Raw genomic sequence first — 19,234 nt, 5'->3', positions numbered from 1 at the left:
GCAAGCGATTTTTCGTGCGGCTCAGCCGTCGTCCTCCGTTCCGAGCCTGTCACAGCGATAATGTCGCGCCACGCTGGAGGCGTTGTCAACGCGAAATTGTGGTATTTTCTGGTTTTTTGCCCGAATTTTGCTAAATTCCTTGGAGTTAGTGGCATTTATGCCGTAGAAACGGTCAGCGGTGCAACAATCCGACCGGATGGAACCGATGGTCCACTCGAAGCGGCATGGCGAAATCCTGCGCCTCCTCAAGGAGGAAGGCACCGTGACCATTGCGAGCCTGGCCGACCGGCTGGGCGTCTCGCTGGAGACAGTACGCCGCGACGTCAAGCCACTGACCAGCGACGGTTCCATCCTCAAGATGCACGGCGCCGTCGGCCTGCCGTCGATTGCCGGCGAAGCGCCGTTCGAGCGGCGCATGCGCGAGAACGCCGATGCCAAGCGGGCAATAGCGCGCATGGTCGCCGCGACCATCCGCGACGGCGAATCGATCATGCTCGACACCGGCACCACCACCTCTTTCCTGGCCCGGGAACTGCTCGGCCACCGGCGGCTGACGGTCGTCACCAACTCCTCCGACATCGCCCGCACATTGGCCACCGTCAACGGCAATAAGGTCTACATGGCCGGCGGCGAGCTGCGCAGCGATTCCGGTGCTGCCTTCGGCGTCTCGGCCATCGAATTCGTCAGCCGCTTTTCCGTCAGCCATGCAGTGATATCGACCGGTGCGGTCGATGCCGTCACCGGCGTCATGGACTATGATCTGGAAGAGGCCGAATTCGCCCGCATGGTGCTGTCGCGCGGCCAGCGTTCGCTTGTCGTCACCGACCACAGCAAATTCGGCCGCCAGGGCCTTGTTCAGGTCTGCGGCTTCGGCGGCTTTTCCGAACTCGCGACCGACCGTCCGCCGCCGCACGACATCGCCGCCGCCCTTGCCCAGGCCGGCGCACGGCTCAGCATTGCCGATGGCGGAAGCGAGGGCTGAGCTCTATCGTGAGCTCTATCGGGAGATCTGCGCCAGCACCCACTTCCCAGCGCCGCCTCTGCCGTGTTTAGTCCGGCCATGGCTTTCACCATCCGCCAATTGCAGTTCTTCATCGCCGTCGCCGAGCAGGGCACAGTGTCGGGCGCCGCCCAGAACCTGTCGATCTCGCAATCCTCGGTCACCGAGGCGATAAAGGAGCTGGAGCACGATCTCGGCGTCGAGCTGTTCGAGCGCCACCCGCGCGGCTTGAACATCACCCACAAAGGCCACCAGTTCCTGCGCCATGCGAGAAAGATCCTGGCCGACGTTTCCGATGCGCGCCGCGCCTTCTTCGGCGAACAGGCCGCGGCAAGCGGGCGGCTGCAACTTGGCGTCACCTCGCTGGTCGCCGGCTATGTGCTTTCCGATCTTCTTGCCCGCTACCGCCGCGCCTACCCGGGTGTCGAGGTCTCGGCGATCGAGGACAATGGCGACTATCTCGAGCACCTGTTAATTGGCGGCAAGCTCGACATTGCCGTCATGGTCACCTCGAACCTGCGCGACCGCACGGCACTGCAGTCCGAAATCCTCGAAGTCTCGGCCTACCGGCTGTGGCTGCCGCTCGGCCATCCCTTGGCCGGTGCCGACATCATCGGCATCGGCGACATCGCCTCGGAACCGCTGATCATGCTGACCGTCGACGAGATCGAGGAGAATACCGGAAAGCTGCTGACGGCAATCGGCGCCAAGCCGCATGTCGCCTTCCGCACCCGCTCGGTCGAAGCGGTGCGCAGCCTCGTCGCTACCGGCGCCGGCGTGGCGCTGCTGCCCGACCTCGTCTACCGGCCATGGTCGCTGGAAGGCGACCGCATCGAATCGCGCGATATTTCGGGGTCGTTACCAGTCGTCCAGGTCGGCATGGTCTGGCGGCGCGGCTCCGGCCTGCCGCAGGCGGCTCGCGACTTCATCGGACTTGCCCAGTCGCAGCGCATGGTGCGCCAACGGCCCGAGAAGATCGGCCGCTGATGTATCGGAAAAATCGATATCGGCTTTCTGATAAATGAATTTGCGAAACCGGAAATTTCGCAGCACTTTTCGGTCAGGGAACAAAGCTGCCGTTAGAGCGACGTGCGTCCAATTGGACGCACATAGTACGCTCTAAGACTTTTAGTTTTCGCATCGGGCTTTCCGAAAATCGATTCCGATTTTCGGGTCGATGCGAGGAGCACGGCCCTTCAGAGCCGCGCATCCAACGTTTTTGAACGGGCGCATGATCTTCTTCCGGTTTCGAGGTCATGCAAAAAATGGGAGATCGACGATGAATTCATTGCTGAAATCATGCACTGCCTTGACGGTCGCGCTGAGCTTCTCCAGCCAGGCCATCGCCCAGGTCAAGGAGCTCGGCAAAGGCGAAGGCGAGGTCAATATCGTCGCCTGGCCGGGCTATATCGAGCGCGGCGAAACCGACAAGGCCTATGATTGGGTCACTTCGTTCGAGAAGGAAACGGGCTGCAAGGTCAACGTCAAGACCGCCAACACCTCCGACGAGATGGTCTCGCTGATGAACGAGGGCGGCTTCGATCTCGTCACCGCCTCGGGCGACGCTTCGCTGCGCCTTGTCGCCGGCAAGCGCGTCCAGCCGATCAACACCGACCTCATCCCGAGCTGGAAGACGGTCGACGACCGGCTGAAGGATGCGCCCTGGTTCAGCGTCGGCGGAGTCCATTACGGCGTTCCCTATCAGTGGGGGCCGAACGTGCTGATGTACAACACCGCAGTGTTCAAGGAGGCGCCGAAGAGCTGGAACGTGGTCTTCGAGGAAATGAAGCTTCCCGACGGCAAGTCGAACAAGGGCCGCGTCCAGGCCTATGACGGGCCGATCCACATCGCCGACGCCGCCAATTACCTGATGGCTCACAAGCCGGAGCTCGGCATCAAGGATCCGTACGAATTGACCGAGGATCAGTACAAGGCGGCGCTCGACCTGCTGCGGGTCCAGCGTACGCTGGTCGGACGCTATTGGCACGACGCCGCCATCCAGGTCGACGATTTCCAGAACGAAGGCGTCGTCGCCTCCGGTTCTTGGCCCTACCAGGTCAACACGCTGATCGCGGCCAAGAAGCCGGTCGCCTCGACTATCCCCGAGGAGGGCGTCACCGGCTGGGCCGATACCACGATGATGGAGGCCGATGCTGCCCACCCGAACTGCGCCTACATGTGGATGGAGCATTCGCTGTCGCCAAAAGTGCAGGGCGACGTCTCCGCCTGGTTCGGCTCGCTGCCGGTGGTGCCCGCCGCCTGCAAGGGCAACGAACTGCTCGGCGAAGAAGGCTGCAAGACCAACGGGTACGACAATTTCGACAAGATCAAGTTCTGGAAGACGCCGGTCTCGAAATGCGCCACCCAGAACGACCAGTGCGTGCCCTATTACCGCTGGGTGTCGGACTATATCGGCGTCATCGGCGGGCGGTGAGTTCGCCTCACCTACGAAGCTCGGCGCTGCCCCTCACCCTTACCCTCTCCCCGTGAAGAACGGGGGGTCGCCAGCGTTGGAGCGCCTCCCTTCTCCCCGTCCACTATACGAGGAGAAGGTGCCGGCAGGCGGATGAGAGGCAGCGCTGCCGCCTGAAATTTGATGAGCCTGACAGATCAGGACAGCCCCATGACCTCCGCCGTTTCCTTCCAAAACGTCTCTCGCCATTTCGGCAGCGTGCGTGCCGTCGACGCGGTCGATCTCGACATCGTGCCGGGCGAGTTCTTCGCCATGCTCGGGCCTTCCGGCTCGGGCAAGACGACGTGCCTGCGCCTCATCGCCGGTTTCGAGCAGCCTACGGCGGGCTCGATCTCGATCTTCGGCGAACGCGCCGAGGGCGTGCCGCCCTATCGCCGCAACGTCAACACCGTGTTCCAGGATTATGCGCTGTTCCCGCATCTCAACGTGCTCGACAACGTCGCCTATGGGCTGATGGTCAAGGGCGTCGGCAGACCGGAGCGGCAAAAGGCGGCGGAAGAAGCGCTGGCGCTGGTGCGGCTTCCCGGCTACGGCGCCCGTCGCCCTGGCCAGCTTTCCGGCGGCCAGCGCCAGCGCGTCGCGCTCGCCCGTGCGCTGGTCAACCAGCCCAAGGTGCTGTTGCTCGACGAGCCGCTCGGCGCGCTCGACCTCAAGCTTCGCGAAAACATGCAGGAGGAGTTGAAATCGCTGCAGAAGGCGCTCGGCATCACCTTCGTGTTCGTCACCCACGACCAGGGCGAAGCGCTGTCGATGGCCGACCGCGTGGCCGTCTTCAATGACGGCAAGATCATGCAGATCGGCACGCCGGAAGACATCTACCAGCGCCCCAAGACCCGCTTCGTCGCCGATTTCGTCGGCTCGTCCAACGTGCTGCCGCCGGATTTCGTCCAGCGCTATGCCGGCCAGCATCGCTGGGGGAGTCTCAGGCCCGAATCCATCCGTATTGGCCGGGCCAACGGCGAAGGGGTTGCCGCCCGCCTGGTCTCGACCAACTATCTCGGCGCCACGACAAGACTGGCGCTCGATGCCGAGGGCTTGCGGCTGCATGCCATCGTGCCGGCGGGTGCTGCCTTGCCCCGGGAAGGCGAGGCGGTGGTGCTCACCTTCAACCGCGAGCATTTGCATCTGATGGACGAGCTAGGATGAGCCTGGACGCTGCCATGCCGCGGGCCACGGCCCCCGCCATCCTGCCGGGTAGTGGCGGCGTACGCGGCGGGCTCTCCGATCTCTTCTGGCGCCGGCCGCAATTCTTGCTGCTCCTGATGCTGCTACCCCCGGTTCTTTGGCTCGGCATCGTCTATATCGGCTCGCTGTTTGCGCTGCTTTTGCAGAGCTTCTTTTCGATCGATGAGTTCTCCGGCCTGATCAACCGCGAGTTCACGCTGAAGACTTATGGCGACCTGCTGCAGGCCGCCAATCTCGACATAATCCTACGCACGGTAACGATGGCGGCGCTGGTGACGCTGGCGTCGGCGGTCATCGCCTTTCCCATCGCCTATTACGCGGCGCGCTATGCGCGCGGCCGTTGGAAGGCGTTGTTTTATCTCGGCGTCATGCTGCCGCTGTGGTCGAGCTACCTGGTCAAGATCTATGCCTGGAAGCTGATCCTGGCCAAGGAAGGCATCCTGACCTGGCTGCTGGCCAAGTTGCATCTTCTGTGGCTGCTCGATGCCTGGCTGTCGCTGCCGGTCGTCGGCGGCAACTCATTGTCGGTGTCCTCAACCGGCACGTTCATCGTCTTCGTCTATGTCTGGCTGCCGTTCATGATCCTGCCGGTGCAGGCCGCACTCGAGCGCGTGCCGGGCAATTTGGTCGAGGCTTCGTCCGATCTCGGCGCCTCGCCCGGCCAGACCTTCGGCAACGTGCTGTTTCCGCTGGCGCTGCCCGGCATCGTCGCCGGCTCGATCTTCACCTTCTCGCTGACGCTCGGCGACTACATCATCCCGCAGATCATCGGCACCTCGCGGCTGTTCATCGGCCAGGCCGTCTATTCGCAGCAAGGCACCGCCGGCAACATCCCGCTCGCCGCCGCCTTTACCGTGGTGCCCATCGTCATCATGGGCTTCTACCTCTGGGGCGCCAAGCGCATGGGGGCTTTCGATGCGCTCTGACCGTGGCCCATCCGCGCCTCTCGGCCTGAAGCTCGCCGCCACCGGCGGCCTGCTCTTCCTGCATTTGCCGATCCTGCTGATCTTCGTCTATGCCTTCACCACCGAGGAGAAAAGCTTCGTCTGGCCGCCGCCGGGCCTGACCACGCAATGGTTCGCCGTCACCTGGAACCGGCCCGACGTCTGGCAGGCGCTGTCGCTGTCGGTGCGGGTCGCGGCGATCTCGACCGCCATTGCACTCGTACTCGGCACACTGTGCGCCGCAGCCGTGTCGCGGACAAAATTCTTCGGCCGCGAAACCATCTCGCTGCTGGTGATCCTGCCGATCGCGCTGCCCGGCATCATCACCGGCATTGCGCTGCGCTCGGCCTTCGCGCTGGCCGAAATCCCGTTCTCGTTCTGGACGATCGTGCTCGGCCACGCCACTTTCTGCGTGGTCGTCGTCTACAACAATGCGGTCGCCCGTTTCCGCCGCACGTCCGGCTCGATGATCGAGGCGTCGATGGACCTCGGCGCCGATGGTTTCCAGACCTTTCGGCATGTCGTGCTGCCCAACATCGCAACCGCGCTGCTGGCCGGCGGCATGCTTGCCTTTGCGCTGTCCTTCGACGAGGTCATCGTCACCACCTTCACCGCCGGCCAGCAGCAGACGGTGCCGATCTGGATGCTCGAAGAATTGATCCGTCCGCGCCAGCGTCCGGTCACCAATGTCGTGGCCATGGTCGTGGTGCTGGTGACGCTGCTTCCCATCCTCGCTGCCTATTACCTGACCCGCGACGGCGACCAGATCGCCGGTTCGGGCAAATAACCCAATTTATAAGGGAGAAGCTTCCATGGACACAAAGATGCTGATCGGCTCGAAATTCGAGAAGGGCACCGAAACCGAGGAGCTGATCCTCAATCCGAAGACCGGGGCGACCATTCTCAATTTGCCGGAGGCCAGCCAGGTACAGATCGAGGCAGCGGTAGCGGCTGCGGAAAAGGCCTTCGCCACCTGGTCGCGCACCACGCCGGCGCAGCGCTCAGGCTATCTCCTCAAGATCGCCGATCGCATCGAGGGGGAAGCCCAGGAATTCGCGGCACTTGAGGCGCTGAACTGCGGCAAGCCAATCAATGCCGTGCTCAATGACGAGATTCCGGCGATCGTCGACTGCTACCGGTTCTTCGCCGGCGCAGTCCGCTCGATGCCGGGTCAGGTCGCCGGCGAGTACATTCCCGGCCACACCTCGATGGTCCGCCGCGACGCCATCGGCGTCGTCGCCTCGATCGCGCCGTGGAACTATCCGCTGATGATGATGGCCTGGAAGCTGGCGCCGGCAATCGCCGGCGGCAACACCGTCGTCTTCAAGCCGTCCGAACAGACACCGCTGACGGCACTGAAGCTGGCCAAAATCCTGGCGGAAATCCTGCCCGAGGGCGTCGTCAATGTCGTGCTCGGCCGCGGCGACAGCGTCGGCAACACGCTGATCAACCACCCGAAGGTCAACATGATCTCGATCACTGGCGACGTCGCCACCGGCAAGAAAGTGCTGCAGGCGGCCGCCAAGTCGGTCAAGCGCACGCATCTCGAGCTCGGCGGCAAGGCGCCGGTCATCGTCTTCGACGACGCCGATCTCGGCGCGGTGGTCAACGGCCTGCGCGCCTTCGGCTATTACAATGCCGGCCAGGACTGCACCGCCGCCTGCCGCATCTACGCCGGCAAGAAGATCTACGACAAGCTCGTCGCCGACCTCTCCGCTGCCGTCTCGACCATCAAGTATGATCGTCCTGACGATACCGAAAACGAGATCGGCCCGCTGATCTCGCGTCGCCAGCGCGACCGCGTCTCGAGCTTCGTCGAGCGCGCCTCTGAGCTCAAGCACATCGAGATCACCACGGGCGGCAAGCCGGGCGAGGGCTCCGGCTTCTTCTACCAGCCGACCGTCGTCGCCGGCGCGCTGCAGGAGGACGAGATCGTGCGCCGCGAAGTGTTCGGTCCGGTGGTCTCGGTCACCCGCTTTTCCGAAGTCGACGAAGCGGTGAACTGGGCCAATGACTCTGACTACGGCCTGGCGTCGTCGGTGTGGACCAAGGATGTTTCGCGCGCCATGGCGACGGCGGCCCGGCTGCAATATGGCTGCACCTGGATCAATACCCATTTCATGCTGACCAACGAGATGCCGCATGGCGGGTTGAAACAATCCGGCTACGGCAAGGACATGTCTCTCTACGCGCTGGAGGACTATACCGCCGTCCGCCACGTCATGGTCGCTCACGGGTAGCGCCCGCGAGGAGACGCCTATTCTTCCGCCTCCTCCGCCTCGCCTGCGGCCGGCGCCACCAGCAGCACAGCGGCGCCTAGGAGCGCGGCGATGAAGGAGCCGGCGAGGATGCCGACCTTGACCGCGTCCTGCAGGGCGGCGTCGCTGGCGAAGGCGAGCAGGCCGATGAACAGGCTCATGGTGAAACCGATGCCACAGAGCAGCGAAATGCCGACCATGTGCAGCCAGCCGGCATTGACCGGCAGATCGGCGAAGCCAAGCCGGATGGCAAGCGCGGAAGACCCGAACACGCCGACCAGCTTGCCCAAGACGAGGCCGGCGGCGACGCCGAGCGTCAGCGGCTCGACCAGGGCGGCAGCGCTGAGACCGGCGAGCGAGACGCCGGCGTTGGCAAAGCCGAAAATCGGGATGACGAAAAAGGCGACGACTTTGTGCAGGCCGTGTTCGAGCCGGTGCAGCGGCGAATGGTCGAGATCATGGCCGCTGCCCGGCGATATCTTCAGCGGTATGGTGAGGGCCAGCGCGACGCCGGCGAGCGTCGCATGGACGCCCGATTTGAGCACCAAAACCCACAGAACGATGCCGAGCAAGATGTACGGCAGCAGCGTCAGCACCCGCATGCGGTTGAGCACCACCAGCAGCGCGATCACGGCGAAGGCGGCGCCGAGATAGGCGAGCGAGAGGCCGCTGGTATAGAACACCGCGATGATGAGCACCGCGCCGAGATCGTCGATGATGGCGAGCGCGGTGAGGAATATCTTCAGCGAGCCCGGGACGCGCCTGCCGAGCAGCGACAGCACGCCGAGCGCAAAGGCGATATCGGTGGCGGTTGGGATCGCCCAGCCGGACAGAGCGGCTGGATTGTTGTGGTTGATGGCGACGTAGACCAGTGCCGGCGCTGCCATGCCGCCGGCGGCGGCGATGCCGGGCAGCACGCGGCGCGGCCAGGTCGACAGCTGGCCGTCAAGCATTTCGCGCTTGATCTCGAGGCCGACCAGCAGGAAGAACACCGCCATCAGGCCGTCATTGATCCAGTGCGAGACGCTGAGCGGTCCGAGATAGGCATGGAGGGCGGAGAGATAAGCCTCGCCCAGCGGCGAATTGGCGACGATCAGGGCCAAGGCCGCCGCAGCCATCAGGACGAGGCCGCCGGCCGCCTCGCTGTCGAGGAATTCGCGCAGCATGGAGACCAGCCGCTTTTCGTCCTGCATGTCGCCTCCGTCGTATCAGTAGCAAGGTCCGACACCGCCAAGCGATGATGCGCAAACAGCGCTGGCCGGGCAAGCCTGTAATGAGAGCCCTTTAGCGCGGCGCGCGCTTGGCGAGGATGCGTTGCAGCGTGCGGCGATGCATGTTCAGGCGGCGTGCGGTTTCCGAGACGTTGCGGTCGCACATTTCGTAGACGCGCTGGATGTGTTCCCAGCGCACGCGATCGGCCGACATCGGATTTTCTGGCGGCGCTGCGCGTTCGCCCGCGGTGCGGGTCAGGGCGGCAAAAATATCGTCGGCATCGGCCGGCTTCGACAGATAGTCGATGGCGCCGAGCTTTACCGCCGTCACCGCAGTGGCGATGTTGCCGTAGCCGGTGAGGATGATGGCGCGGGCATCGTCGCGCTTCTCGCGAATCGCGGCGACGACGTCGAGGCCGTTGCCGTCGGCCAGCCGCATGTCGACCACCGCATAGGCCGGCGGATTGGCGCGCGCTTTGGCAACCGCCTCCTCGACGCTCTCCGCCGTCTCGACCACGAAACCCCTGGTTTCCATGGCGCGGGCAAGCCGCGTCAGGAACGGCTTGTCGTCGTCTACGATCAGCAGCGAGGTATCCTCGCCTTCGACCATTGCGCCAATCGTTTCGTCAGTACTCATCGTGCTGAAAATCCTGCTGCCTGATTTTTACGCAAATATAGTTTCGCAACGCTATTGTCCAATTTAGGCCGTGTCGAACATGGTGGCCGAAGCCTGCTCGGGATTGAGGAAGACGCTGCGCGGCCACGATATCTGCACGATAGCGCCCTCGCCGGGCTCGCTTGAATTGCGGAAATCGAGCGTCGCGCCGGAGCGTTCGAGCAAGGTCTTGGCGATGAATAGGCCGAGGCCGAGGCCGCCGCCGGCTTCGGTGCCTTGTCGTGTCGACATATAGGGTTCGCCGATACGGTCGATGATCTCCGGTGGAAAGCCCGGCCCGTCGTCGATGATCGAGAAGCTGACGGCGGCTTCATTCCAGTTCCAGCGCACTGTCACGCTGTTGCGGGCGAAGTCGACCGCGTTCTCGACCAGATTGCCGAGGCCGTAAATGACGCCGGGATTGCGCCGGCCCACCGGTTCCGGGCCGATGCGCTCGCCCGGCCGAAGCTTGATCGAAATGCCGAAATCGCGGTGCGGCGCCGTCACCTCCTCGACCAGCGAGGTCAGCGGCAGGCGCGAGAGGTGCACCTCGCTCTCGGAGGACAAGCTGGTCAGGCGCTTCAGGATTTCGCGGCAGCGCTCGCTCTGCGAACGCAGCAGCTTCACGTCCTCGCCGTATTTCGGATCTTCGCCAAGCGCCTTCTCCATTTCCTTGGCGACAAGTGTGATGGTGGCGAGCGGTGTGCCGAGCTCGTGCGCGGCGGCCGCGGCGAGGCCGTCGAGGGCAGAGAGATGCTGCTCTCGCTGCAACACCAATTCCGTGGCGGCAAGCGCGTTGGCAAGCAGCCGCGCCTCCTCGGCCACCCGGAAGGCATAGATCGCGGTAAAGGCGATGGAGCAGAACACCGCCATCCACATGCCTGCGACATAGATGAACGGCATCGCCAATGGCGCGCCCTCATGCCATGGCAGCGGCAGGTGGTAAAAGACCAGCAGCGTCGCCGCCACGATCACCAGCGCGCCGAGCATGGCGGTCAGCCGCAGCGGCAGCGACGTCGCCGAGACGACGACGGGCACGGTCATCAGCAGCGAAAACGGATTGGTGAGTCCGCCGGTCATGTAGAGCAGGCCGGCAAGCTGCAGGCTGTCGAAGGTCAGGATGGCGAAGGCCGAGAACGGGGTAAGCCGATGCGCCGCCGGATAGCGGAAGGTCAGCAAAAGGTTCATCCAGGCCGAACAGGCGATCAGCGCAAAACACATGCTGACCGGCAGCGGAAATTTCAGCCCGTAAGCGACGACAAGCACGGTCAGGCTCTGGCCGACGATGGCAAGCCAGCGCAACCTGATCAGCGTGTTGAGGCGCAGCCGCTGGCTTTGCTGGAAGTCGGGTGCGTGCAGGATGTTTATCATGGCCAGTGATTATAGAGGGGAAACAGCCGGAGGTCTTTTCCGAAAACAGCCGAAGCCGGCCCTCGGTTCGGGATGACAGTCTGGAAGCATCAGGTACCGCGCGGCTTGGCGCGGCTGGTGGCGGCGGCGAGAAGCGGGTTCTCCGGCCAGACATGCCTGGGATAGCGGCCGCGCATCTCTGCCCGCACATCGGCCCAGGAGCCGCGCCAGAAGCCGGGCAGGTCGCGCGTCGTCTGGATCGGCCGGTGAGCCGGCGACAGCAATTCGAGCGTCAGCGGCACAGTGCCGTTGGCGATCGCCGGATGCCGGTCGAAGCCGAACAGTTCCTGCACGCGGATCGCCAGCACCGGCCATTCGCCGTCATAGCGGATCGGCAGCCGGCTGCCCGACGGCGCGTCGAAATGGGTCGGCGCCAATGTGTCGATCTTGCGCTGCAATTCGTGCGGCACCAGCGTCATCAGGCCTTGCGAGAGCATGCTGGGATCGATTGCCGCAAAGGATGCCGCGCCGGAAAGGAATGGCAGCAGCCAGTCGTCGAGGCGCTCGACGAGCGCGGCATCGGAGACATCGGGCCATGGCGCGCCGAGGCCGCGATGCAGCCAGCCGAGCCGCTGCCGCAACGTCTCCGCCTCCCTGTTCCACGGCAACAGGGACAGGCCGTGTTCGCGCAAGGCGTCGAGGATGGCGCGATCCGCGTCGGCACCGGTCGGCGCCGGCAGCATGCGTTCGGACAGCGTGATGGCGCCGAGGCGAACCGTTTCGCGCACCCGCACCGCGCGCCTGTCGCGGTCGAAGCTCACCTCGCGGCGGGTCTCGATCTTTTCCGCCAGCGCAGTGCGGATGTCGGCCTCATCGATGGCTGCCGCTGCGGTGATGCGGGCGTTCTGCGCCTTGCCCTGCAGGTCGGCGACGACGAGCCAGGTCTCGCCGGCCAGCGGATCGGAGGCGTCGAGCATGGCGCCCGAGCCGTTGGCAAGCACGAAGCGGCCACGCTCGCCGCGCGCTTTGGCGACCCGATCCGGCCAGGCATGGATGAGGAGAGCGCCGGCTGTGCTGCCCTCCCCCTTGAGGGGGTCGGAAGGACGGGCGAGACCCGTGGCTCGCCCCGGCGCGTCGATCCGCGTAGCGGATCGGGGTGGGGTCGGTTCGGGCACGCCATCGACGACCCCGCCCCGTCTCCCTCGTCTCGCTGCGCTCGGCTCGCTCGCCGACCCTCCCCTCGAGGGGGAGGGTGAAGCCTGCTTTGCCAGCCTCTCAGCCAGCTGCCGGGCGGCGGTGGCGCGCGGCGATCTTTCGGCGCGAAAGCGCAGCAGCCGCCGTTCGAGATCGGCACCATCGCCGCCAAGGCCACGCTCGGTCAACAATACGGCGAGCATCGCCGCCTCGAGCGCCTCTCCGGTCCTTGCCGCCTCGGCGACCATGTGGGCGAGCCGCACCGGTAGCGCCAGCCTGCGCATCGCGGCACCGGCATCCGTCAGGCGTCCTGCCGCATCGACAGCATCGAGCGCACGTAGCAGTACCCTCGCCTCGGTGAGCGCCGGAGCCGGCGGGGGGTCGAGGAAGGACAGGCTGGTCGGATCGGCGACGCCGAACGCCGCGCTATCGAGCAACAGGCCGGAAAGATCGGCCTCGAGGATTTCCGGCGGCGTGAAGGCCGGCAGGGCCGCCGTCTGCTCGGCCCGCCACAACCGGATGGCGACGCCCGGCTGCGTGCGCCCGGCACGGCCGGCGCGCTGGTCGGCGGAAGCGCGGGAAGCACGTACCGTCTCCAGCCGCGTCAGGCCGCTCGCCGGCTCATAGCGCGGCAGCCGCGACAGGCCGGAATCGATGACGACGCGCACGCCGTCGATGGTGATGGAGGTCTCGGCGATCGACGTCGCCAGCACGACCTTGCGGCGGCCGAGCGGCGCCGGCTTGATCGCCGCGTCCTGCGCCTTGTTGTCGAGCATACCATAGAGCGGCACGATGTCGGTATCGGCGCCGACCTTGCCCGCCAGCCGCTCGGCGGTGCGCTCGATCTCGCGCTGGCCGGGCAGGAAAGCGAGCACGCTGCCCTCCTCCCCGGCAAGCGCCGAGCGGATCGCCTTGGCCATGGCGTCCTCGATGGTGACGCCGGCCGGCCGCTCGTCATAGCGGATGTCGACCGGGAAGGCGCGGCCTGCGCTCTCGATCACCGGCGCGCCGGACAGCAATTTTGCGACACGCGCGCCGTCGAGCGTTGCCGACATCACCAGCAATCTGAGTTCGAGCCTCAGCGCACCCTGCACGTCGAGCGCCAGCGCCAACCCGAAATCGCCGTCGAGCGAGCGTTCGTGGAACTCGTCGAATAGCACCGCCGCGACACCAGGCAGTTCCGGGTCGTCGAGGATCATGCGGGACAGCACGCCTTCGGTGACGACGAGAATCCTGGTCTTTGCGGAACTGCGGTTTTCCATGCGCATGGCATAGCCGACGGTTTCGCCGGGCTCTTGGCCGAGCAATTCGGCCATGCGGCGGGCGGCAGCGCGGGCGGCGAGGCGGCGAGGCTCGAGCAGGATGATCTTTCCGCCGCCGAGCCATTCAGCGTCGAGCAGCGCCAGTGGAACCAGCGTCGTCTTGCCGGCACCGGGCGGCGCCACCAGCACGGCGCTGTTACCATGGCTCAGCGTTTCATTGAGCGCCGGCAAGACAACGGAGACCGGCAGGTCCGGCAAGGGTTTTGTCGTCATTGTGCTATGCTGTGCAGCCAGTTGGCAGCGACCGCATATCAGCGGTGGCGGTCGCGGCGCAACCTCGGCGCCGACTCAAAGCCTGGTCCGCAAAAACGGGTTCCAGCGCACCGTGCCGAGCCGCACCTCCTCGCGCACCATCGTCAGCAGGCCGGAACCGCCGACCACGGCCAAGCCGACCAGCGACAGAAAATCCGGATATTCCCTGAAGAACAGCGCACCTAGAACCACCGCCCAGACGATCTGCGAGTAATGCGTCGGCGCGATGCGGTTGGCCGGCGCGTATTTGACCGCCAGCAGATGCAGCAGCTGGCCGCCGGCGGTAAAGGCGCCGGCCAGCACCAGCCAGGCCCATTGCCTGCCATCCGGCAGCGAGAACGAGGTAGCCGCCGCACCGACGCCGTTGAAGAGCAGGCCGTAGCCGATCAGCACGCCGAGCATCGTTGTGCGCTTTTCCTGCGCGGCGAGCGAACGCATCAGGATGACATTGGTGGCGGCCAGGAAGGCGATGATGAACGCCGCCAGATGGCCAAGCTGCAACTCGCGAAAACCAGGCCTGACGACCAGCATGACCCCGGCAAAGCCGGCGACGACCGCCAGCCATCGCCATGGGCCGACCTTTTCCTTGAGGACCAGCGTGGCCAGGATAGTGACGAACAGCGGCGCCAGAAAGATGAGCGCATAGACTTCCGCCAGCGGGATGGTGGTGAAGGCATAGACGCTCAGCACGCCCGAGGCGATGCCGGCCCAAGCCCGGGCCTGTACCGCCCAGGGCCGGTTGGTGCGCCAGAAATCGAGCCAGCGCTCGCCTGCCGGCCTGGCAAAGAGCAGAAAGCAGCCGGCGAACAATGTCGAGAAGAAGCCGATCTCGAAGACGTTGAACTGCCCGCCCAGGCTTTTGACAACCGCGTCGCTGCACGAATAGCTTGCATAGGCGATGAGCGCGAGCAGAATTCCGTTGGGCACGTTTTTCCATTTCCGGGAGAGATGAGAGTGAAGATATTGGCGCTTGGCGCGCATTCGGACGACATCGAGATCTTCATGTTCGGTACGATGGCGGCCTATGCCGCGCAAGGCGCAGAACTCTTTTTTGCCATAGCCACGGATGGCACCCGGGGCGGCTACGGCGATCCGTCAGCGCTGGCCCGCACGCGCCGCAAGGAGGCGACGGCGGCGGCCGGCCTGCTTGGCGTGACGCCGCGCTTCCTCGACTTTCCCGATGGCGGGCTGGTCGCGGATGCCGCGCTGATCGGGGCGCTCAAAGCACTGATCGGCGAGATAGGGCCGGATCTGGTGACAACGCATGCGCCGAACGACTATCATGGCGACCACCGCGCGCTGTCGGATGGCGTGCGCATCGCAGCGTCATTCTCGGTGCCGGTGCTACATGCCGACACGTTCGGCGGCACCGGGTTTTCGCCAACGCACTACGTCGATACCTCCAGGCATTTCGATCTCAAGGCGGAGGCGATCCGGGCGCACCAGTCGCAGGATCCCGAGCGTTTCGTCGACGCGGCGCGCACGCAGAACGCCTTTCGCGCCGGCCAGTGCAACGGCCCAGCCGGATCGTTCGCCGAGGCCTTCCGCTTCGAGCCAGTCTTCCCCTTCGCCGATATCCGCGCGCTGCTGCCGCCGGCCCCAGTGATCCGTCCGGTGGCCGTCAGCAACAAGACGGTGACCTAGGCAGGTCGCCGCAACTTCTCACGTTGCTTTCCTATCCAGCATGCTGCGATGCAGCAACGAATTCGCTTGCCTTGTTTAGTAAAAATTGCATCACTAAACAAATTACTAAACATCCGGTGCGCCGCCGCGTCGTTGTGTTTGGGCCCCCGAGGTGGGGTTTAGCGGGCTCTTGAAACCGTCATCCGGACGCGTTTCGCAAATGGGAGGAAGGCATGAAATCGACCTTGAAATTGGCGTTGGGACTGGCATCGACACTCTTTGCGTCGACAGCCGTTTCGAATGTCGCGCAGGCAGAAGATCTGACGCTTTGCTGGGCAGCCTGGGACCCGGCCAACGCGCTTGTGGAATTGTCCAAGGACTTCACCAAGGAAACCGGCATCGGCATGAAATTCGAATTCGTGCCGTGGACCAACTATGCCGATCGCTTTCTCAACGAGCTGAATTCGCACGGCAAGCTGTGCGACCTCATCATCGGCGACAGCCAGTGGATCGGCGGTGCCGCCGAGAACGGCCATTACGTCAAGCTGAACGACTTCTTCGACAAGGAGAAGATCAGCATGGACGATTTCGTGCCGGCGACCGTCGTCGGCTATTCGGAATGGCCGAAGAACTCGCCGAATTACTGGGCGCTGCCGGCCATGGGTGACGTCGTCGGTTGGACTTACCGCAAGGACTGGTTCTCCAAGCCGGAGCTGCAGAAGGAATTCAAGGAAAAGTACGGCTGGGATCTCGGCCCGCCGACGACCTTCGACCAATTGAAGCAGATCGCCGAATTCTTCCAGAAGCGCGACATCGACGGCAAGACCGTCTATGGCGCGTCGATCTACACCGAGCGCGGCTCGGAAGGCATCACCATGGGCGCCATGGACGTGCTCTACAGCTTCGGCTTCCAGTACGAAAACCCGAAAAAGCCCTACGAGATGGAAGGCTTCGTCAACTCCGATAAATCGGTGAAGGGCCTGGAGTTCTACAAAGCCCTCTACGATTGCTGCACCCCTCCCGGCGCCTCGAACAGCTACATGGGCGAAGGCGTCGATGCCTTCAAATCGGGCCAGGTGGCGATGCACATGAACTTCGCCTTCACCTGGCCAGGCCTGCAGAAGGACGAGAATGTCGGCGGCGACAAGATCGGCTATTTCGTCAATCCCAAAGGTCCGGACGGGGACCAGTTCGCCCAGCTCGGCGGCCAAGGCATCTCGGTGGTCTCCTATTCCGACAAGCAGGAAGCCGCGCTCAAATACATCAAATGGTTCGCCAACAAGGACGTGCAGTCCAAATGGTGGTCGCTCGGCGGCTATTCCTGCCTCAACGCGGTCGTCAAGGACCCGGCCTTCCCGGCCAGCCAGCCCTACGCGCAGACCTTCCTCGACTCGATGGCGATCGTGAAGGACTTCTGGGCCGAGCCGAGCTATGCCCCGCTGTTGCAGGCATCGCAGAAGCGCTTCCACGACTATGTCGTTGCCGGGCAAGGCTCGGCCAAGGATGCACTCGACGGCCTCGTCAAGGACTGGACCGAGGTCTTCCAGGACGATGGCAAGATGTAAACGGCTCCTCCCGAGCCCATGACCGAACCGTCCCGTGCCACTTGGCACGGGACACAGTTCAGATAAATTCCATTGTCGAGACGAGCCAAGTGACCGAAGCAGGACTGACCATGCTCAATCGGACGGCGGACAGCGTTGCCCGGGCTACGCCCGAGCCGTTGGCCCGCAAGGTCCGGGGCATCAGCGACAAGGGCCTCGCCTGGCTGTTCATCTCGCCGACGATCCTGTTGCTTTTAGCTATCAACATCTTTCCGCTGTTCTGGGCAATCTATCTGTCCTTCACCAATTTTCGCGCCAATCGGCCCAACGAGGTTGTGAAGAACCTTGGGCTGGCAAACTACAAGCGCATCCTCGCCGACCAGGACATCTGGATCGCCATGCAGACGACGGCGCATTTCGTGTTCTGGACCATCCTGCTGCAGACGCTGATCGGCTTCACGCTGGCTTGGCTGATCGACCGCAAGTTTCGCGGCCACGCCTTCTGGACGACAATCATCCTGGTGCCGATGATGCTGTCGCCGGCGGTGGTCGGTAATTTCTGGCGCTTCCTCTACGAGCCGCAGATCGGGCTGTTCGCCTACGCCGTTTCGTTCGTCACCGGCATTCCGGCAACCGAAATCAGCATGCTCTCCAACGTGTCACTGGCGCCATGGTCGATCATCATCGTCGACACCTGGATGTGGACGCCTTACGTGATGCTGATCTGCCTCGCCGGCCTGCGCTCGATCCCCGAATACATCTACGAAGCGGCCGAGGTCGACCGCGCCTCCAACTGGCGGCAGTTCTGGTCGATCACGCTGCCGATGGCGCTGCCCTTCATCATGCTGGCGGTGCTGTTTCGCGGCATCGAGAACTTCAAGATGTTCGACATGGTCAATTTGCTCACCGGCGGCGGGCCGGGATCAACCACCGAAGTGGCCTCGATCACGCTGAAGCGGCAGGCCTTCGAAAGCTGGCGGACGGGCTATTCCTCGGCCTTCGCCATCATCCTGTTCGTCGCAGTGTTTGGCCTCGCAAACATCTACGTCAAGGCGCTCAACAAGGTGAAGCAGAGATGAGCCTGACGTCAGCCCATTCCGTTGTCGCGCCGTCGGCCACGTCGAAGCGCGTCGCCGGCACGATCATCGTCGCCTACGCGCTGATCTCGATCGTGCCGCTGCTGTGGATCTTCGCCACCAGCTTCAAGACGCCGCCGGATTCGATCGCCTATCCGCCGAAGATTCTGTTCCAGCCCAGCCTCGAGGGCTACTGCAACCTGTTCTCGACCCGGACTCGGCAAACACCGGAATACATCAACTCGCTGGGACCGGCGACGGGCCTGTGCGACGAGACGGTGCGCAAGCGCAACATGGTGATCGCCGGCCCGTCCAACTTCATGCCGCGCTTCGTCAATTCGCTGATCATCGCGTTCGGCTCGACGTTTTGCGCGGTGTTCCTCGGCACGCTGTCGGCCTATGGTTTTTCGCGCTTCAAGGTGCCGCTCGCCGACGACCTTCTGTTCTTCATCCTGTCGACGCGGATGATGCCGCCGATCGCCGTCGCCATCCCGATCTACCTGATGTACCGGGAGCTTGGCCTGTCGGACACGGCTCTCGGCATGATCCTGCTTTATACGGCGGTCAACGTGTCCTTGGCGGTGTGGCTGCTAAAAGGCTTCATCGACGAGATCCCGCGCGAATATGAAGAAGCGGCGATGATCGACGGCTACACCAGGCTGCAGGCGTTCTGGCGCACGGTACTGCCGCAGGCGACCACCGGTATTGCCGCAACCGCCATCTTCTGCCTGATCTTTGCCTGGAACGAATATGCCTTCGCTGCGCTACTGACCTCGGGCACGGCGCAGACCGCGCCGCCCTTCATCCCGACCATCATCGGCGAAGGCGGTCAGGACTGGCCGGCGGTCGCGGCCGGCACGACGATCTTCCTGGTGCCGATCCTGGTCTTCACCATCCTGCTTCGCAAGCAATTGCTGCGCGGCATCACCTTTGGCGCGGTGCGTAAATGAGCATGACCGCAAAACGCAAATCGCGCTGGCCCGTCTGGGCCAGGCGCGGGCTGATGGAAAACGTCGCCACCGCGATCATCGCCATCGGCTTCCTGATGCTGTTCCAGCCCTTCGCACTGGTGCTCTACACCTATTCCTTCATCACCATGCTTGCGGGCACGGCGATGTTCATCATCGTCTCGAAATTTCCGGAGTAG

The 19,234-nt window shown here is 64.1% G+C and carries 17 protein-coding genes; 12 read left to right on the top strand and 5 right to left on the bottom strand.

Annotated features, from left to right (window positions below):
- The first annotated feature begins 205 nt into the window (after nt 1-205).
- From NKJ28_RS08845 to NKJ28_RS08815, 7 genes are all read left to right on the top strand, one after another.
- Nucleotides 206-982, top strand: coding sequence for a DeoR/GlpR family DNA-binding transcription regulator (locus tag NKJ28_RS08845; protein ID WP_352448483.1), 777 nt, complete (start codon nt 206-208; stop codon nt 980-982).
- Nucleotides 983-1,060: 78 nt separating this feature from the next.
- Complete coding sequence (locus tag NKJ28_RS08840) at nt 1,061-1,987, top strand: LysR family transcriptional regulator (RefSeq protein WP_023676350.1); 927 nt, start codon at nt 1,061-1,063, stop codon at nt 1,985-1,987.
- A gap of 292 nt (nt 1,988-2,279) precedes the next feature.
- On the top strand, nt 2,280-3,434 hold the full coding sequence (locus NKJ28_RS08835) for an ABC transporter substrate-binding protein (protein ID WP_352635002.1): 1,155 nt from the start codon (nt 2,280-2,282) through the stop codon (nt 3,432-3,434).
- A 189-nt stretch (nt 3,435-3,623) separates the two neighbouring features.
- A complete protein-coding gene (locus tag NKJ28_RS08830; RefSeq protein ID WP_352591146.1) occupies nt 3,624-4,619 on the top strand; it encodes an ABC transporter ATP-binding protein in 996 nt (331 codons plus the stop codon).
- Between the two features lie 14 nt (nt 4,620-4,633).
- A complete protein-coding gene (locus NKJ28_RS08825) occupies nt 4,634-5,584 on the top strand; it encodes an ABC transporter permease (protein WP_352635000.1) in 951 nt (316 codons plus the stop codon).
- Nucleotides 5,574-6,389, top strand: a complete 816-nt coding sequence (locus NKJ28_RS08820; RefSeq protein WP_352464332.1) for an ABC transporter permease — start codon at nt 5,574-5,576, stop codon at nt 6,387-6,389. Before NKJ28_RS08825 ends, NKJ28_RS08820 begins: the two co-directional genes overlap by 11 nt.
- Before the next feature lie 25 nt (nt 6,390-6,414).
- The gene (locus NKJ28_RS08815) at nt 6,415-7,842 is read left to right on the top strand and encodes a gamma-aminobutyraldehyde dehydrogenase (RefSeq protein WP_352634998.1); all 1,428 of its coding nucleotides are present in this window, start codon (nt 6,415-6,417) and stop codon (nt 7,840-7,842) included.
- A 17-nt stretch (nt 7,843-7,859) separates the two neighbouring features.
- On the opposite strand, the gene nhaA is transcribed toward NKJ28_RS08815, so the two are convergent.
- The 5 genes from nhaA to NKJ28_RS08790 all read right to left on the bottom strand — a co-directional run bounded on the left by nhaA (nt 7,860) and on the right by NKJ28_RS08790 (nt 14,771).
- Entirely contained in the window at nt 7,860-9,053 is a 1,194-nt protein-coding gene (nhaA, locus tag NKJ28_RS08810) for a Na+/H+ antiporter NhaA (RefSeq protein ID WP_352634996.1), read from the bottom strand.
- A 91-nt stretch (nt 9,054-9,144) separates the two neighbouring features.
- The gene (locus NKJ28_RS08805) at nt 9,145-9,708 is read right to left on the bottom strand and encodes an ActR/PrrA/RegA family redox response regulator transcription factor (protein ID WP_023676342.1); all 564 of its coding nucleotides are present in this window, start codon (nt 9,706-9,708) and stop codon (nt 9,145-9,147) included.
- 63 nt (nt 9,709-9,771) lie between these two features.
- Nucleotides 9,772-11,097 (bottom strand): ActS/PrrB/RegB family redox-sensitive histidine kinase, encoded by a 1,326-nt coding sequence (locus tag NKJ28_RS08800; protein WP_352448476.1) that lies wholly within the window; start codon nt 11,095-11,097, stop codon nt 9,772-9,774.
- A gap of 89 nt (nt 11,098-11,186) precedes the next feature.
- Nucleotides 11,187-13,805 carry an ATP-dependent helicase HrpB gene (hrpB, locus tag NKJ28_RS08795; RefSeq protein ID WP_352591138.1) on the bottom strand — a complete coding sequence of 873 codons (2,619 nt, stop codon included), beginning with the start codon at nt 13,803-13,805 and terminating at the stop codon, nt 11,187-11,189.
- A gap of 75 nt (nt 13,806-13,880) precedes the next feature.
- Nucleotides 13,881-14,771, bottom strand: coding sequence for a DMT family transporter (locus NKJ28_RS08790; protein ID WP_352577799.1), 891 nt, complete (start codon nt 14,769-14,771; stop codon nt 13,881-13,883).
- Between the two features lie 27 nt (nt 14,772-14,798).
- Here NKJ28_RS08790 and NKJ28_RS08785 point away from each other — a divergent pair, with 27 nt between their 5' ends.
- The 5 genes from NKJ28_RS08785 (at nt 14,799) to NKJ28_RS08765 (ending at nt 19,234) form a co-directional block, all read left to right on the top strand.
- Nucleotides 14,799-15,488 carry a PIG-L deacetylase family protein gene (locus tag NKJ28_RS08785; RefSeq protein WP_352568334.1) on the top strand — a complete coding sequence of 230 codons (690 nt, stop codon included), beginning with the start codon at nt 14,799-14,801 and terminating at the stop codon, nt 15,486-15,488.
- A 212-nt stretch (nt 15,489-15,700) separates the two neighbouring features.
- Nucleotides 15,701-17,032, top strand: coding sequence for an ABC transporter substrate-binding protein (locus NKJ28_RS08780; RefSeq protein ID WP_352454682.1), 1,332 nt, complete (start codon nt 15,701-15,703; stop codon nt 17,030-17,032).
- 110 nt (nt 17,033-17,142) lie between these two features.
- Nucleotides 17,143-18,090 (top strand): carbohydrate ABC transporter permease, encoded by a 948-nt coding sequence (locus tag NKJ28_RS08775; protein ID WP_031211681.1) that lies wholly within the window; start codon nt 17,143-17,145, stop codon nt 18,088-18,090.
- On the top strand, nt 18,087-19,037 hold the full coding sequence (locus NKJ28_RS08770; RefSeq protein WP_023676335.1) for a carbohydrate ABC transporter permease: 951 nt from the start codon (nt 18,087-18,089) through the stop codon (nt 19,035-19,037). The genes NKJ28_RS08775 and NKJ28_RS08770 overlap by 4 nt, the downstream gene beginning before the upstream one ends.
- Complete coding sequence (locus NKJ28_RS08765; RefSeq protein WP_023676334.1) at nt 19,034-19,234, top strand: hypothetical protein; 201 nt, start codon at nt 19,034-19,036, stop codon at nt 19,232-19,234. Before NKJ28_RS08770 ends, NKJ28_RS08765 begins: the two co-directional genes overlap by 4 nt.

This window comes from Mesorhizobium sp. M0145, assembly GCF_040322355.1.
GTDB lineage: Bacteria > Pseudomonadota > Alphaproteobacteria > Rhizobiales > Rhizobiaceae > Mesorhizobium.
Note: the sequence above shows the minus strand (reverse complement) of the source record. Positions and strands in the feature narration are given on the sequence as shown.